Below are 16,212 nucleotides of genomic sequence, written 5' to 3'. Positions count from 1 at the left end.
CTCCTTATGTACGTGAGAAATCAAACAGCTCGGTCGGGTTCTGATTTAAAATTAAACATTGCTCGTGTTTATCAAACACGATGTGTTTAAAAGTTTTAAATGCGTCATCATAAGTTATTGAAGATTCATGTTGGGTATGCGGCCAATCGCTTCCCCAAATGAGTTTGTGTAAAAAGCCTTTTTCTTTAAGAATGTTATAGGCCTGTCGTGCCATATTTATATTGTTAGGCGTAGTACCTAAACGGTAGAAACCGGACACTTTAATCCAGTGCTGTTTTACGTTAAGTAAGCTTAGAAACTTCTGATAATCTGGATCTTCAATCCCTTTAACTGGGTCAACTCGGCCAAAATGGTCAATCACGACATTAAAACTATAGTCACCCAGTTGTGGTAAAAGCTGGACCAGATATTTTGGTGGAGCGTGCAATTCAACTTGCCAGTTGAGACTTTCCACATTTCGTAAAAACTTTTGCCATTCAGGCGTATTTAGCGAAGGTGGGTTAAGACCGAATAGATTTAAGCGAATACCGACGATGCCTTGTTCTTTAAGTTGCAATAGCTCATCAAAAGCCGTCGTATGTTGAACAACGGCGATTCCTTTTAAACGGTCAGGGGATTGCTGAATTGCATTTAACATCGCTTGATTATTTGTACCCAAAAAGCTGGGTTGAACTAAAACGCCATGCGTAAAATTGTGTTGATCAAGATGAGAGACAAAACTTTGTACAGTTGCATCGTAATCAGGTGCGTATCGTGCTGTTTCGATACTGTGGTCCTGAGTCGAAAAAACATGTGCATGTGTATCTATACAGTTCATTTCCATCTCACATTACAAATTTTAAAGCGAAAATAGCGATTAAAGCTGCGATTAGTCCTACAGGAATGGCTTTAAATAACAGTTGATTAAAGAATTTGGTTTTATCGATATCTGCTGGTGCTGAAGCCATAATGAGGCTACCGCCAGATGAGAAAGGAGAAATAGCTGTAGCTTGTGCCCCCACAACAATACAAATGAAGAGCACAAGTGGATTTAATCCAGACGTAATTGCAAGCGCTGGAACAATTGGAAATAGGGTTGGGGCAACAACACCAAGCGTGCTTGAAAAGACAGACATGATGGCACTAATCAGGCATAGCAGTACTGGAATAACCCAAACTGGAACGTTGTGTGCTAACCATTCTGAAAGTGTCGTAATAATGCCGAGTTTCACGCCTAATGCGATGAGCATACCGACACCACAAATCATGATAAGCGTTCCCCAAGGCACAAGTGCAACGACCTTTTTCTCATCGGCAAGTTTCATGAGTAAACTGATGAGTGAAAAGGTAATGGCAAGGAAAGCAATATCAATTTTGGAATTTAAAAAACTGATGGTTTTTGCATCTGGAAAAACAAGGTGCAATATGGGAAAAACCAAAACAATCGACATCATTAAAATAATGAGAAAAATTGATTGTTTCTGCTTTTTGTCGAATGGCTCAGGCTTTTGATCTTCAATGACAATTGAATTACTTTTTCTATTCCAGAGGGTATAAATTCCCAATACTGCAATTGGAATAATTAAAGTTAAGACAAAAATTCCGCTACTATATGAAAAAGCGGTTTGAGAGCTAATGCCTGTATTTTCCATTAAGCTTCGGAAAATAATGCCACTTTGTGATGTCATAAAATTTGCGCCAGCTAAAGCGCCGTAATTTGCAGCCATCCCACCAATAATCATATTCATATTGGTTTTTTTACACAGCAGCAGGGTAATCGGTGCCATAAAAGCAAGCACCGTATAAAAACCTGCGCCTAGGCCGGCAATAATGGTCGCGGCGAAAAAAATCGCTAAAGGTAAAAACTGAGGAAACTTACGGCACTTATATAAAAGATGACTGGCGAGCTTTTCTAATGCGCCATTTGCCAGAGCAAAGTTATAAAACAGAGTAACAGATAAAATGATAAAGAAAATTTTGACAGGCCATAATTCAATAACTTCAGAAGGCTTAAGACCCATGCCAAAGCAACCAATCAGGTAGGCAAACGCTATTGTAAAAAATCCAATATTAATTTTCGTTTTATAACCTAAACCTATTGATACGGCTAAAGCCATCAGCATCAATGCAGTCATATTATCTTCCTTGATAAATATATAAACATCTAAACATATATATGTTTGGTTTTTTGTATTACACAGAACTATGCTAATATTGTCAAATCGATTTCATAATGTTTAACGCAAATGCTTGATGAGACTGCATTTAAAAATTTTAAATTGCCAAGATATGAAAAGGTCCGTTGGGAACTTCAAAAACTCCTGATTCAGTCAAAATGGACAGTTGAAGAGCCTATTCCAAGTGAACAAGAACTTGCGCAAATGTATAGCGTATCGGTAGGAACCGTTAGAAAGGCGGTTGAAGGATTGGTTGAGGACGGCTTGTTGGTTAAGTTGCAAGGAAAAGGCACTTTTTTAAAACAACCTAATTTTGAAAACTCACTTATTCGTTTTTTTAGACTTCGTAATAAAAAAGGCGAGTTCATTCAGCCACTAGGTCAAATTAAAAAAGTAGAAGTGTGTGATGCAATATCGGAAGTAAATGCAGAACTAGGGCTTGGCCTTACCGAAAAGTTGCTTTATATCGAGCGTGTGCGTAAGCATGAAGAAGTCGTTGTGTTAAGCGAAAGAATTTGGTTGCCTGAACATTTATTTAAAAATCTGGAAGAAATTCCGATCGCTGAGTTTGGTAATTTACTTTATCCTTTTTATTATCAGCACTGTGGCCAATTTATTTCTTCTGCAACAGAACGGTTAACTTTTGAGAAAAATATCAAAGATAGCTATTTAAATAATAAGCTTGAAGATCCTTTAGTTAAGGTATGCCGTATTGCAAAAAATCTTGAAGGGGTTGCAGTTGAATACCGTGAGTCGTTTGGCTTGGCTCATAATTTTCATTATGAAATAGCAATTAACTAATTCTTTTTATAATCTTTAATTTTGGTTTGTAGTGGATTTTTTTACGATCTGGCGGAGGTAGAAACTACCTCCCTAATGATTCAGCACCCGCTTCTCGAGCATTTCCATAAAAGTTTTTAAAATAATATTGTGGTTTTTGCCTTTGTGAGTAATTAAGCAAATGGGTGTGCTGTAATGCATTTTTTCCTTTGAAACGGCTTGCATAAAACCATCTTCAACCCATTTTTTTGCATAGTGGTCGGGTAAAAAACCTAAAAATTTTCCCGTTAAAATTAAAAAGGCAATTCCTTCACGGTCACTCGCTGTCGCTTTACAGTCTAAAAACTGGTGTAATTTTGCCGCTTCTGGTGTGATTGCATAATTGGGAAGCACCGCTTGCCATTTTTTTAATTCATCTAAATTCAACTTGCTACATTTGCCAAACAACGGGTGATTTTTGCCACAATATAAAAATGAACTTTCGCTATATAAATCAAAATAGTCTAGACCAGACAGTGGAGTAACGAGGGGAATAGCTCCAGCATGTAAACGGTTATCGAGCACGCGGCATTCAATATCTGAAAGTGTGCTCATGCTAATGTTAATGATCACTTCCGAATGTTCTTCGGCAAGTTGTGCCAGCGTATTGGTAATGTAGCCACTTGGCATGGTCACAAGGTTATTAATAATACCTATATTAAATTCGCCTTTTAGACGGTTATGCATTTGATTGACTTTGGAGCGAAAGTCTTCGATAGATGCGGTGAGCACTTCTATATATTCTAAAATTTCCCGTCCTTCATCTGTCAGTGCAAACCCTGCACGACCACGCTGACATAGCCGAATACCCAGACGATTTTCTAAGTCACTCATATGCAAACTAATTGCAGAGCGGCTAATGCCAAGAATACTTTCGGCAGACGTAAAGCTGTGACAGTCACAAACCGTTTTAAATACTTTAAGTAATTTAATATCAAAATCAGTGACTTGATTTAATTTTTTAGGTTTCATTTAGTTTTGTTTTTTTAAATCTAAACTCAAGATAATTTGAATTTATCAAAACTATAGTGCTATGTACACTCAAAAAATAGCCTCAAAACAAGAAGAGTGATTATGTTTGATATCGACAAATTAACTGATAGTGATTCTGCATCGGAAACCGTTCAATCAAATGCTCAGATGAGCTTAAATTATCAAGCGCATTGGATGCCATTTTCTGCAAATCGCAATTTCCATAAAGATCCGCGCATGATTGTTGGCGCTAAAGGATCATATTTAATTGATAGTACTGGCCGTGAAGTCTACGACTCATTATCTGGACTGTGGACATGTGGTGCTGGGCATACGCTTCCTGAAATTCAGCAAGCCGTAAGTACTCAGTTGTCAAAGTTGGATTACTCACCGGCATTTCAGTTTGGTCATCCATTGTCGTTTCAATTGGCTGAACGAATTATTCAGCATATGCCTAAAAAATTGCAGCATGTGTTCTTTACCGACTCGGGTTCAGAGTCTGCCGACACCGCAATTAAAATGGCGCGTGCCTATTGGCGAATTAAAGGCAAACCAAGTAAAACCAAACTGATTGGACGTGCACGTGGCTACCATGGTGTAAACGTTGCGGGGACAAGTCTTGGTGGTATCGGTGGCAACCGAAAAATGTTTGGTCAGCTTATGGATGTAGACCACTTACCGCATACCTTGCAGCCCGATTTAAGTTTTACCAAAGGCTGTGCAGAAACAGGTGGGGTAGAGCTTGCCAATGAGATGCTTAAGTTAATTGAGCTACATGATGCTTCGAATATTGCTGCGGTTATTGTAGAGCCAGTGTCAGGTTCGGCAGGATGTATTGTGCCGCCGACTGGTTATTTAAAACGCTTGAGAGAAATCTGCGATCAACACGATATCTTACTTATTTTTGATGAAGTCATTACTGGTTTTGGGCGAATGGGGACTTGGACGGCTTCAGAATATTTTGACGTTACACCAGATATTTTAAATTTTGCCAAACAAATTACCAACGGCGCTATTCCACTGGGTGGCGTAGTGGCAAGCCATGAAATTTATGATGCCTTTATGCAGCAAGATTTACCTGAACATGCAGTTGAATTTACCCATGGCTATACCTATTCGGCGCATCCAGTGGCCTGTGCCGCGGCTTTAGCAACACTTGATGTTTTAGAGAAGAAAAACTTAATTCATCAATCGGCTGCTTTGGCTCCAAGCTTTGAAAAGCTTTTACATGAATTAAAAGGTGCTCCAAACATTATTGATATACGCAACTGCGGGCTGATTGGTGCTGTGCAATTGGCACCGCGTGATGGCGATGCGACGATTCGTGGTTTTGAAATTGGTATGCAACTTTGGAAAGCAGGTTTCTATGTCCGTTTTGGTGGAGATACGCTTCAGTTTGGCCCAATGTTTAATAGCACTGAGGCAGAGTTACAACGACTCATGAATGCCGTTGGTGAAGCAATTTATCAAGTGAAATAACATTGATCGATTTAAAACTTAATTGGAAAAGATGAAAATACACAAGGAATAAAGATGAACACTTTAGAGAATTTTGACAGCAACACAATTGCCAACACAGACACCGATTCAAGCCAGCAAACCGTTAAAGTGGTAGGGCATTTTATTGATGGTGGACTCGTCACTAAAACCACCAAGAAACAGCCTGTTTATAACCCAGCGACAGGTGAGAGTACAAAAGAAGTTGCACTTGCAGATGCAGAGCTGGTCAATCAAGTCATTAAAATTGCAGAGCAAGCTTTTCCAGCATGGCGTGATACACCAGTGATTAAACGTGCGCGTGTCATGTTTAAATTTAAGCAACTACTTGAAGAAAATGCTGACAAGCTTTGTCAGCTGATTGGTGAGGAACACGGAAAAATTTGCCATGATGCCAAAGGTGAATTACAACGTGGGATTGAAAATGTTGAGTATGCATGTGGTGCGCCTGAGTTTTTAAAAGGCGAATATTCAAAAAATGTGGGTCCAGATATTGATTCGTGGAGCGAATTTCAACCGCTAGGTGTAGTGGCGGGGATTACGCCTTTTAACTTTCCTGCAATGGTTCCATTGTGGATGTTCCCAATGGCGATTGTTTGCGGTAACTGTTTTATTTTAAAACCTTCCGAAAAAGCGCCTTCTGCTGCTTTATTTTTAGCGGAGCTTTTAAAACAAGCTGGATTACCTGATGGTGTTTTTAGCGTTGTAAATGGCGATAAAGAAGCAGTTGATACGTTGCTACATCATCCTAAAATTCAGGCAGTTAGCTTTGTCGGGTCAACGCCTATTGCAGAGTACATATACCGTACGGCAACGGCGAGTGGTAAGCGCTGCCAAGCTTTAGGCGGAGCAAAAAATCATGCGATTATTATGCCTGATGCCGATATTGATAATGTCGTGACTTCTTTGTTAGGTGCAGCATTTGGTTCATCTGGCGAACGTTGTATGGCGTTATCAGTCGCAGTTGCTATTGGAGATGAAATTGCCGATGTTGTGATCGAAAAATTAAAACAAGAAATGAAGCAATTGAAGTTTGGGCACTATGCAGATGAGCGTAATGACTTCGGACCGCTCATTACGCAAGCACATAAAGACAAAGTACAAGCTTTTATTCAAAGTGCAGAGCAACAAGGTGCTAAAATTGTTGTGGATGGTCGTGATGCAAAACCGGCAGGTTATGAAAACGGTTTTTTTGTTGGGCCGACTTTAATTGACCAAGTTTCACCAGATATGACAAGTTACCAGCAAGAAATATTTGGTCCTGTTTTACAGGTCATTCGTGTACAAACCATGCAAGATGCAATGCAACTGATTAACGACCATGAATATGGTAATGGAACGTGTATTTACACTCGTGACGGTGAGGCTGCACGTTATTTTACCAGCAATATTCAAGTTGGTATGGTTGGGGTTAATGTGCCATTACCTGTACCAGTTGCATATCATAGCTTTGGTGGTTGGAAGCGTTCATTGTTCGGTGATTTATATGCATATGGCCCAGATGGTGTGCGTTTTTATACACGCCGTAAAACCATTACCCAACGTTGGCCTTCAACTCAGCTTCGTGAAGCCAAACAATTTGCTATGCCTACATTAAATTAATCAATAAAAGGGAAAACTCTGATTTTCCCTTTTTTGTTTCGTACAAGTTGGAGAAGTACATTTTTAAGACGATTTTAAAATCAGTTTGTCAATTTGAAGGAATCGAATATGAACAATGATAAAACAATAAAATTAAGTGAAGGACTTTCTAATCGACATGTCACCATGATTAGTATTGGTGGTGTTATTGGTGCAGGTTTATTTGTAGGCTCTTCTGCGGCAATTGCAAAAGCAGGGCCTGCTGCCGTACTCGCTTATATAATTACAAGTATTTTAGTTTTTCTGGTTATGCGCATGCTGGGTGAAATGGCGGTCGCACAACCCGATACAGGTTCTTTTTCTACATATGCCCGTAAAGCAATTGGTCCTTGGGCAGGGTTTACCATTGGATGGTTGTATTGGTGGTTTTGGGTACTAGTGATTCCTATTGAAGCCATTGCTGGAGCTGAAATTTTACACGCATGGTTCCCGCAAATTTCTAGTGCCGTTTATGCATTTGCCTTTATTATTTTACTCAGTCTAGCTAACTTTTTTAGTACCAAAAGCTTTGGTGAATTTGAGTTTTGGTTTGCACTTATTAAAGTCATTGCGATTGTAGTGTTTATTATTATTGGAGCAATAGCTGTATTTGGAATGTGGCCTTTAGCAACAAATGTCAGTGGTGTTGGCAACCTATTTTCAAATGGTGGTTTTATGCCACACGGAATGGGCGGTGTTTTGTCAGCCATTTTAATCTCGGCATTTTCATTTTTTGGAATAGAAATTCTTTCTATTGCAGCGGCAGAATCTAAAAATCCAGAAGAAAAAATTAAACGTGCAACGAATTTGGTGCTTTATCGAATTATTTTATTCTTTGTTGTTTCAATTTTTCTTGCAGTTGCTTTGGTCGATTGGCGTTCGCCAGATTTACAAAAGTTCGGGACCTTTCAGTTTGTGTTAATGAGTTTAAATGTACCTGAGACTAAACTGATTATGGACGCCGTCGTTTTTATTGCGGTTGCAAGCTGTATGAATGCCGCGGTTTATACCTCATCTCGAATGTTATTTGCTTTAGGTACACGCCACGAAGCACCGAGTATTGTGACAAAAATTAATAGGGCAGGTGTACCGACTTCCGCCGTATTTTTATCGACTTTAGTTGGTGTGATTTGCTGCGCGGTGAACTATATGTTTCCTGGGCAAGTCTTTGGATTCTTGCTATCCACCACAGGCTCAATTGCTTTACTGGTTTACTTAGTAATTGCATTTTCACAACTACGGTTAAGACATAAATTGGAAAAAGAGGGCGCAGCTATATCTTTTAAAATGTGGATGTTCCCTTGGTTAACGTGGTTTGTAATTTTAGTGATTATGACTGTTTTAGGTTATATGTTCTTATCACCAACCTATAGTTATGAAACTACTTTATCTTTAGGCGTAACTTTATTGGTGGTCATTTGCGGGTTGTTTGTCACGCGAAAGCGTAAAGCAACCAGATCGGTTGCCATGAATTTAGATTAATTAAAAAAGAGTTTATAAAGACTTTGTGTAGTGAGATTTTATTATCTATGCAAAGTCTTTTATTTTTATTGGATTTTTAATGGTGTCTGTTTAAATATTCTATTCAGAAAAAAGTTCAAAACATACTCTTCTTAACCATTGGTTGCTTGGTGTTTGATGAACTCGTGCATGCCAATGCTGCTTTACGCTATAAGTCGGAAAATGATAAGGCGGTTCTAAAACTTTTAAGCCACCTCTAACTAAAAGCACCTGACTTAAATAATGAGGAATGGTCGCAATCGCGTCTGTGTCTTGAACAACCAAGCCAACCCCTAAATAGCTTGGCAAACGAACCAGAATATTTCGGTTTACTCCCAGTTTTTGTAACTCATGCTCCAGCACGTAGTGTCCACCCGTTGCAAAAATATCGACATGTAGTTCTTGGCGAAATTCTTGGTCTGAAAGCGTTGTGCCTGTAAGCCTCGGATGTTCTTTACTAGCAATACAAATATAACGTTGCTGGAAAAGTGTTTGCTGATAAAAACCAGCTTCGAGCTGAGGCAAAAAACCAATGGCTAAATCAATATCACCATTTGACATCATGATAGGTGTATTGGCATCAATGGGGACAATTTCTAGGCGAATATTGGGGGCATGGGCACGTAAATAATTAATCAGTTTAGGTAATAAAACCAGATGGCTAATATCAGTCATGCTGATTTTAAATTGATAATTTGAAGTCTGTGGATCAAATTCAATATTGTAGTTTTGAACCAATTTCAGGCGGTTCAGAATTTCTACAACCAGCGGATATATTTGTTTAGATAACTCAGTAGGTTGCATTTTATTTTCAATACGGACAAAAAGTGGGTCCTGAAAATGCTCACGTAATTTATTTAACGCAATACTTAAAGTCGGTTGTCCAATTTCAAGCTGTTCGGCAGCTTTAGACACACTGCTATGTTTATAAATTTCAAAGAAAATTTGTAAAAGCCGAGTATCAAGATCAAACACTTTAATTTCCTTGTATTGATTTTATCAATACAGACTATTGTTTTTTGTGCATGGATTCAACAATTTTCGATTGTTACATTGATGATCAAGGAAGAATAGGCCGTAAAAGTACAAAGCATTCTTGTACAAATTGGCCTTAAATAGAGGATCTGAAATGGAACAGTTAGCAACGTTAGATGACTTGCCGAAACGTTATCTTGGTCAACTTGAAGAATCAAATTTAGTCCCTTTATGGCCAAGTTTACGCAATGTATTGCCTCCGCATAAACCGATGCCGCAGACAGTAGCAACCGCTTGGTATTTTCAGAATATTAAACCTTTATTGCTCGAAGCAGGTGAGTTAACACCAATTGAAAAAGCTGAACGCCGTGTATTGGTTTTAGCAAATCCCGGACATGGTCTGGAAAATATGAAAGCCAGTTCGGTCATGTATCTTGGCATGCAGCTTTTGTTACCAAAAGAGTGGGCGCCATCACATCGACATACCCCAAATGCAGTGCGTCTGATTGTTGAAGGTGAAGGCGCGTATACGACAGTTGAAGGTCAAAAATGCATGATGGAGCATGGAGATTTAATCCTTACGCCATCTGGGCTTTGGCATGAACATGGACATGATGGCGATGAGCCTGTGATCTGGTTAGATGTACTGGATTTACCTTTGGTTTATTACATGGAAGCTTCTTATGTACAACCGGGTGAAATCCAAAAAGTGACCAGTGCCGGAAATGCTCATCATTATGGAACGGGCATTGTACCAACTGCACATTTTATCCGTGAAAATGCCTCGTATCCGATCATGCGCTACTCTTGGAAAGAAACCAAAAAAGTTTTGCATGCGCTTGCAGATGATAAAAACCATCAAGCTCCAATTCAGGTGACTTACATCAATCCTGAAACTGGTGATGACTGCCAAAATATTATTGGTTACTCAGCTTTAATGCTCAGACCAAATGAAACTTTACAGCTCCAACCGCGTTCTACTGCCCAAATTTTTCATGTGATTGACGGTCAGCTCCAAGTCAAAATTGATCAGAAAGATTTCAATTTAGATAAAGCTGATACAGCATGTGCACCATGTTTTTCTCATATTGATTTAATCAATACCTTAGATCAACCATGTTATTTGTTTATTGCAGATGAAGCACCCTTACAACGGAAACTGGGTTTGTACTCTGTGCGTGAGCGCCAGTAAATAGAATATTTTATAAGGATATAAATCATGTCAAATACTCAACAACCGATATTAATTGCTGGTGGCGGCATTGGCGGATTTGCAGCTGCACTCGCTTTGGCAAAACAAGGCTTTAAGATACAGGTTTTTGAACAAGCCCCTGAAATTGGTGAGATTGGTGCAGGTATTCAATTAGGCCCGAATGCATTTCATGCTTTTGATGCGCTAGGAATTGGTGAAATTGCTCGCAGTAAGGCGGTCTATACCGACTATATGGTTATGCATGATGCGATTGATGAATATCAGGTCGGTAAAATTCCAACTGATGAAAAATTCCGTGAACGTTTCGGTAACCCATATGCGGTGATTCACCGTGCTGATATTCATGGTTCATTGGTCGAAGGTGCTAAACAATACGGCAACTTGGAAATTATCACTAATTGTCATATTCAAAAAGTTGACCAAGATGATACTGGCGTAACCATTACCGATCAAAATGGCAAACAATATCATGGTCAGGCACTTATTGGTGCAGATGGGGTTAAATCTGTTGTGCGTGACACCTATGTTGGTGACCCTGCATTGGTTACAGGTCATGTGGTTTACCGTGCTGTAGTACCTGAAAGCGAGTTTCCTGAAGACTTGAAATGGAATGCAGCCAGTATTTGGGTAGGGCCAAATTGCCACCTTGTGCATTATCCACTGCGCGGTGGAAAGGAATATAACGTTGTGGTGACGTTCCATAGTCGTGATCAAGAGCAGTGGGGCGTAACCGATGGCTCTAAAGAAGAAGTGCTGTCTTATTTTCAAGGAATTTGCCCGAAAGCCCGTCAATTGATCGAGTTACCTAAAAGCTGGCGCCGCTGGGCAACCGCAGACCGTGAACCGATTGAAACATGGACTTTTGGACGTGTGACATTACTTGGTGATGCAGCACATCCAACCACGCAATATATGGCGCAAGGTGCATGTATGGCGATGGAAGACGCCGTAACTTTAGGTGAAGCGTTACGTGTTACCGACCATGACATTTTAAAAGCTTTTGATATTTATCAAAAAGCACGTGTGGCACGTACAGCACGCATTGTTTTGTCTTCACGTGAAATGGGCAAAATTTACCATGCAAAAGGTGTGCAACGCTTGGTTCGCAACGACTTGTGGCGTGGACGTCCTACTGAACGCTTTTATGATGCAATGGAATGGTTATATGGCTGGAATGTCAATAACTGCCTTGATGCAGTGAAAAACTATCAAGGGAATGTGGCATGAAACTTTATAGCTTTTTCCGTAGCGGTACCTCACACCGAACTCGCATTGTGTTGAACCTAAAGGGTTTAGCTTACGAAGCAACTTATATCTCGCTCGCTAAAAATGAACACCATCAAGCTGCTTTTAAAGCTTTAAATCCGCAAGGATTTGTACCCGTACTAGAAACTGAATCGGGAAACTTGTTGCAAAGTCCAGCCATTATCGAATGGCTAGAAGAACAATATCCAAAGCCCGCTTTATTACCTACAGATTTACTAGGTCGAGAAAAAGTCCGTGCCATTGCTGCATTAGTTGGATGCGATGTTCACCCCTTAAACAACAAGCGTGTTCTTGAATATTTACGCCAGAACTTAGGGCTGGATGATGCACAAATCAATGCATGGTGTGCCAAGTGGATTCAGGATGGATTTGCTGCTTTAGAGCATATTTTGGAACAAGACCAGAATCGCGAAAAGTTCTGCTATGGCAAGCAACCGACCATTGCAGATGCCTATTTAGTTCCACAAGTAGTTTCTGCCGAGCGTTTTAAAGTCGATTTATCGGCTTATCCAAACATTAATGAAATTTACCAACACTGCATGACCTTAGAAGCATTTCAAAAAGCAGCACCTGAACAACAGGCCGATGCATTTTGAGTCGTGATTAACTTAGTAGAAGGAATTTAGATATGTCATTTATTTTTGAACCAATGACCACTGCGGGTCTATTTATTCACGGCTCAGCGCATAAATTTCCGGTACGCCGTGTGTACTGTGTCGGCCGTAACTATGCTGCTCATGCACGTGAAATGGGTTTTGACCCAGACCGTGAACCACCATTTTTCTTTTGTAAGCCAAATGACCTTGAGTCGGTTGTTCCGGTAAATACAGATGCGGTTGATATTCCATATCCATCTGAAACTTCAAATTTTCATTATGAAATCGAGTTGGTCGTTGCAATTGGTAAAGATGCCAAAAATGTCTCGGTTGAGGAGGCAGTGAACTATATCTATGGCTATGCCGTCGGTTTAGATATGACCCGCCGTGATTTACAGATGGCAATGCGTGAAAAAGGTCGCCCATGGGAAATCGGTAAGGCTTTTGATTTTTCTGCACCAGTTGGCCCAATTCATCCGATTACTCAAACAGGTGAAATCAATAGTGCCGATATTCATTTAACGGTAAATGGTAAAACCGAACAGCACAGCGATGTCAGTCACCTAATTTGGTCTGTGGCCGAAACGATTGCCAATTTATCTACGTTATTTGAATTAAAAGCAGGTGATTTGATTTTTACAGGAACTCCAGAAGGCGTGGGTGCTGTAGTGAAAGGTGATGTTATGCGTGCAGACATTACTGGACTGACTGGAATTACAGTGAATGTGAAATAAATCAAATTGATCTGATTTATTGAAATAGGTGCTCAACCTAAATAAAAAATACAGTTGGGCACCTTTGCTAAGGATTGCATATACGCCAATGTATTGGCGAAAGGAGCTCTCATGTCTCAAAATTCTATAGACGTACAAAGTTTCATTGATGAAATACCGCTATCGTCTTTGCAAAAATTAATCATGTGGTTGTGTTTTTTGATTGTTGCGATTGATGGGTTTGATACGGCGGCAGTTGGGTTTATTGCACCTGCTTTAAAGGCAGAATGGGGGTTGCAAGCAACCGATTTGGCACCTTTATTTGGCGCTGGCTTATTTGGACTGATGGCTGGTGCACTCATTTTCGGACCGTTATCCGATAAATTAGGCCGTAAACCGATTTTGATTGGTTCGGTCATTATGTTTGGAATTGCCAGTGTTTTTGCCTCTTTTTCAGCGGATTTACAAACCCTAATTATTTGGAGATTTCTCACTGGTTTGGGTTTAGGTGGGGCTTTACCCAATGCAATTACTTTAACTTCTGAATATGCGCCTACATCTCGTCGCTCTAATCTTGTAACCATGATGTTCTGTGGCTTTACTGTGGGTTCCGCTCTTGGTGGTATTTTTTCGGCTCAGCTACTTCCTCATATTGGTTGGCACGGTATTTTGCTCATTGGAGGAGTGTTGCCTTTAGCGACCGTACCTTTCTTATATTTTTTATTACCTGAATCTATTCGATTTTTAGTGCTTAAAAAGAAGAGCACCGAAAAAATTGAAAAGATTATTCACCGTATCGCACCGCATTTAAACAGTGCTCCTACATTGGTTCCAACAGTCAATGAAGTTGAAAAATCAAGTCTGAAAGATTTATTTAATAAAGGCTTTGCTTTGGGCACTTTTTTGATTTGGTTTACCTTTTTTATGAGCCTTCTCATTATTTATATGATTTCAAGTTGGATGCCTACTTTATTAACCAATGAAGGCTTTAATTTATCCAATGCGTCATGGCTGACTTCAATTTTCCAAATAGGGGGAACTATTGGTGCCATTGTTCTAGGACTGCTAATGGATAAGATGGATGCAACCAAAATTTTAAGTACGGCTTATGTTTTTGGTGGTTTTTTCCTGATTTGTTTAGGGTTTGGAATTGAACAGGCAAATACGATTTTATTGATGTTTGCTATGTTTGGGGTAGGTGCAGGAATTAGTGGTTCGCAAGTGGGAGCAAATGCTTTTGCATCTAGTTTTTATCCAACACATTGCCGTGCAACAGGGGTAAGTTGGGCCAATGCAGTAGGGCGCTCAGGATCAATTGTGGGATCAATTATGGGCGGCTGGTTAATGTCATTAAATCTCTCCAGTTTTGAAATTTTAAGCATTTTAGCGATACCTGCATTTTGTGCCGCGGTTTCGTTGTTACTCATTAAACGTTTAAAGAAAAATCAGTCTCAAGTTTTAGTTGCTTCAAATTGAGATAAGGCGATTCCACTGAACAAATATATGTCTGTGCCAGGATGGCGCAGACAATAATTAAAGGATGATTTATTTCATGAAATATTTAAAAACACCATATTTAAAGTTTTCTACTCTTTTATTTATTTGTAGTGGTCATTCATTATTGTGGGCAGCAGATACCACTCAACAAAGCGCAGATGAATGGAAATTCACGCTAAAGAATGCCTATATCAACCGCAATTTTGACAATGATGCACTCCAAGACACAGGCAGCTGGTCTCAAGCCGCATCATTGTTTTATAAATCGAAAATGCATGATACTCCACTGCAAATTGCCGACAAGCCGATTACCATTGGTGCTGATGCTTCTGTTCAATATGCCGTGCGCTTGAGTTCAGACAAACATGTTGCTGACACAGTTTTGCCTTTTAATAAGGAAACACAATCTCAAGCATCGGACTTTTTAAAATACGGCGCCACTTTAAAACTGGGTTATGACAAAACACTTTTAAGTGTCGGTGAACTCTGGTTAGACCTGCCCGTAACAGCTGTGGATGCAAGCCGACAATTGCTTGCCTCTTATTGGGGAACCAATCTTAAGTCGCAACTTTCAGATCAGCTCTATGCTGAAATTGGTCGAGTTGAAAAAGTCTCGCCACGAAATGAAGAAGACTTTAAAAAGTTTTCATTTACGGCAAATGGAATCACTAAAGAATCTGATGGCTTAAATTATATTGACCTGCGCTATCAATTTACACCTTCACTCAAGGGCGAATATTACTTTGGTAATTTAGAAGACCTCTACAACAAACACTATGTAGGGCTTGAGCATAACTGGAAACAACCTAATTTTGCTCTTACGTCTAAGTTTAAATATTTCAATGCAAAAGATGACGGCAATACTTTTGATATTAATGCGCAAAATATTGGAGTGCTACAGACTCTTAAAGTAAAAAACCATACCTTTGGTTTGGGGTACCAACAGATTATGGGTGAGTCTGCTTATCCATTACCAGATGGTTTCTTACCAGAAACGTACTTTATTAACTGGAATGCTACTGGATTTTTTAAAGAAGATGAAAAGTCTTACCATGTGATGTACGGCTATGACTTTAAAGACTATGTACCAGGCCTAAATGCGATGGTGAAATATGTTTACGGCCATGACTTTAAAGCAGCCAATGGCGAGAACAACCATGAAACCGAGTCTAATGTGATTTTAAATTATGCGTTTCAGCAGCCATTCTTAAAAGGTGTTGCCCTGCAATATATTCGCATTGATTACAACGTAAAACATGGTAATGACTTTGGTGAAGATCGGCTGTTTGTAAACTACACCAAAAAGTTTTAAAGACTTTTAAAACTCATCATTAAAAAAGAGACCATTTACGGTCTCTTTTTCTCTCATATTTTGAAATCTAGACTAT

At 39.5% G+C, this 16,212-nt stretch carries 14 protein-coding genes; 10 read left to right on the top strand and 4 right to left on the bottom strand.

What is annotated here, in order from left to right; all coding sequences use genetic code 11:
- Positions 1 to 4: 4 nt before the first annotated feature.
- Complete coding sequence (locus tag ACS125_RS13920) at positions 5 to 817, bottom strand: amidohydrolase family protein (RefSeq protein WP_443272785.1); 813 nt, start codon at positions 815 to 817, stop codon at positions 5 to 7.
- 7 nt (positions 818 to 824) lie between these two features.
- The gene (locus ACS125_RS13915) at positions 825 to 2,114 is read right to left on the bottom strand and encodes an SLC13 family permease (protein ID WP_151962907.1); all 1,290 of its coding nucleotides are present in this window, start codon (positions 2,112 to 2,114) and stop codon (positions 825 to 827) included.
- A 111-nt stretch (positions 2,115 to 2,225) separates the two neighbouring features.
- Between ACS125_RS13915 and ACS125_RS13910 the strand changes: the two genes are divergently transcribed.
- Positions 2,226 to 2,957: a GntR family transcriptional regulator gene (locus ACS125_RS13910; protein ID WP_151962906.1), complete on the top strand. Its 732-nt coding sequence runs from the start codon at positions 2,226 to 2,228 to the stop codon at positions 2,955 to 2,957.
- Between the two features lie 72 nt (positions 2,958 to 3,029).
- Here ACS125_RS13910 and ACS125_RS13905 read toward each other — a convergent pair whose 3' ends face one another.
- The gene (locus ACS125_RS13905; RefSeq protein ID WP_443272782.1) at positions 3,030 to 3,947 is read right to left on the bottom strand and encodes a LysR family transcriptional regulator; all 918 of its coding nucleotides are present in this window, start codon (positions 3,945 to 3,947) and stop codon (positions 3,030 to 3,032) included.
- A gap of 96 nt (positions 3,948 to 4,043) precedes the next feature.
- On the opposite strand from ACS125_RS13905, the gene ACS125_RS13900 reads away from it, so the two are divergent.
- From ACS125_RS13900 to ACS125_RS13890, 3 genes are all read left to right on the top strand, one after another.
- Positions 4,044 to 5,426, top strand: coding sequence for an aspartate aminotransferase family protein (locus tag ACS125_RS13900; RefSeq protein WP_443272780.1), 1,383 nt, complete (start codon positions 4,044 to 4,046; stop codon positions 5,424 to 5,426).
- 54 nt (positions 5,427 to 5,480) lie between these two features.
- A complete protein-coding gene (locus tag ACS125_RS13895; protein WP_174739329.1) occupies positions 5,481 to 7,046 on the top strand; it encodes a CoA-acylating methylmalonate-semialdehyde dehydrogenase in 1,566 nt (521 codons plus the stop codon).
- 108 nt (positions 7,047 to 7,154) lie between these two features.
- Positions 7,155 to 8,546: an amino acid permease gene (locus ACS125_RS13890; RefSeq protein ID WP_151962902.1), complete on the top strand. Its 1,392-nt coding sequence runs from the start codon at positions 7,155 to 7,157 to the stop codon at positions 8,544 to 8,546.
- 99 nt (positions 8,547 to 8,645) lie between these two features.
- On the opposite strand, the gene ACS125_RS13885 is transcribed toward ACS125_RS13890, so the two are convergent.
- Positions 8,646 to 9,539 (bottom strand): LysR family transcriptional regulator, encoded by an 894-nt coding sequence (locus ACS125_RS13885; RefSeq protein WP_086395197.1) that lies wholly within the window; start codon positions 9,537 to 9,539, stop codon positions 8,646 to 8,648.
- Positions 9,540 to 9,693: 154 nt separating this feature from the next.
- Here ACS125_RS13885 and ACS125_RS13880 point away from each other — a divergent pair, with 154 nt between their 5' ends.
- The 6 genes from ACS125_RS13880 to ACS125_RS13855 all read left to right on the top strand — a co-directional run bounded on the left by ACS125_RS13880 (position 9,694) and on the right by ACS125_RS13855 (position 16,136).
- A complete protein-coding gene (locus ACS125_RS13880; RefSeq protein ID WP_443272777.1) occupies positions 9,694 to 10,731 on the top strand; it encodes a cupin domain-containing protein in 1,038 nt (345 codons plus the stop codon).
- Positions 10,732 to 10,758: 27 nt separating this feature from the next.
- A complete protein-coding gene (locus tag ACS125_RS13875) occupies positions 10,759 to 11,979 on the top strand; it encodes a 3-hydroxybenzoate 6-monooxygenase (RefSeq protein WP_004792186.1) in 1,221 nt (406 codons plus the stop codon).
- On the top strand, positions 11,976 to 12,614 hold the full coding sequence (gene maiA / locus ACS125_RS13870) for a maleylacetoacetate isomerase (protein ID WP_296517535.1): 639 nt from the start codon (positions 11,976 to 11,978) through the stop codon (positions 12,612 to 12,614). Before ACS125_RS13875 ends, maiA begins: the two co-directional genes overlap by 4 nt.
- Before the next feature lie 32 nt (positions 12,615 to 12,646).
- Positions 12,647 to 13,348 carry a fumarylacetoacetate hydrolase family protein gene (locus ACS125_RS13865; RefSeq protein WP_004792190.1) on the top strand — a complete coding sequence of 234 codons (702 nt, stop codon included), beginning with the start codon at positions 12,647 to 12,649 and terminating at the stop codon, positions 13,346 to 13,348.
- A 111-nt stretch (positions 13,349 to 13,459) separates the two neighbouring features.
- A complete protein-coding gene (locus ACS125_RS13860) occupies positions 13,460 to 14,803 on the top strand; it encodes an MFS transporter (protein WP_443272774.1) in 1,344 nt (447 codons plus the stop codon).
- A 76-nt stretch (positions 14,804 to 14,879) separates the two neighbouring features.
- A complete protein-coding gene (locus tag ACS125_RS13855) occupies positions 14,880 to 16,136 on the top strand; it encodes an OprD family outer membrane porin (RefSeq protein WP_443272773.1) in 1,257 nt (418 codons plus the stop codon).
- Positions 16,137 to 16,212 lie beyond the last annotated feature (76 nt).

The organism is Acinetobacter sp. PFS20 (genome assembly GCF_052261015.1).
Taxonomy (GTDB): Bacteria; Pseudomonadota; Gammaproteobacteria; order Pseudomonadales; family Moraxellaceae; genus Acinetobacter.
This window is presented reverse-complemented; position numbering and strand designations above follow the sequence as displayed.

Bases quoted from the DNA above. Each gene is read 5' to 3' on its own strand.
- ACS125_RS13915 (WP_151962907.1), bottom strand. From the start codon at position 2,114: ATGACTGCATTGATGCTGATGGCTTTAGCCGTATCAATAGGTTTAGGT.
- ACS125_RS13905 (WP_443272782.1), bottom strand. From the start codon at position 3,947: ATGAAACCTAAAAAATTAAATCAAGTCACTGATTTTGATATTAAATTA.
- ACS125_RS13880 (WP_443272777.1), top strand. From the start codon at position 9,694: ATGGAACAGTTAGCAACGTTAGATGACTTGCCGAAACGTTATCTTGGT.
- ACS125_RS13865 (WP_004792190.1), top strand. From the start codon at position 12,647: ATGTCATTTATTTTTGAACCAATGACCACTGCGGGTCTATTTATTCAC.
- ACS125_RS13875 (WP_004792186.1), top strand. From the start codon at position 10,759: ATGTCAAATACTCAACAACCGATATTAATTGCTGGTGGCGGCATTGGC.
- ACS125_RS13860 (WP_443272774.1), top strand. From the start codon at position 13,460: ATGTCTCAAAATTCTATAGACGTACAAAGTTTCATTGATGAAATACCG.
- ACS125_RS13855 (WP_443272773.1), top strand. From the start codon at position 14,880: ATGAAATATTTAAAAACACCATATTTAAAGTTTTCTACTCTTTTATTT.
- ACS125_RS13895 (WP_174739329.1), top strand. From the start codon at position 5,481: ATGAACACTTTAGAGAATTTTGACAGCAACACAATTGCCAACACAGAC.
- ACS125_RS13920 (WP_443272785.1), bottom strand. From the start codon at position 817: ATGAACTGTATAGATACACATGCACATGTTTTTTCGACTCAGGACCAC.
- maiA (WP_296517535.1), top strand. From the start codon at position 11,976: ATGAAACTTTATAGCTTTTTCCGTAGCGGTACCTCACACCGAACTCGC.
- ACS125_RS13890 (WP_151962902.1), top strand. From the start codon at position 7,155: ATGAACAATGATAAAACAATAAAATTAAGTGAAGGACTTTCTAATCGA.
- ACS125_RS13910 (WP_151962906.1), top strand. From the start codon at position 2,226: ATGCTTGATGAGACTGCATTTAAAAATTTTAAATTGCCAAGATATGAA.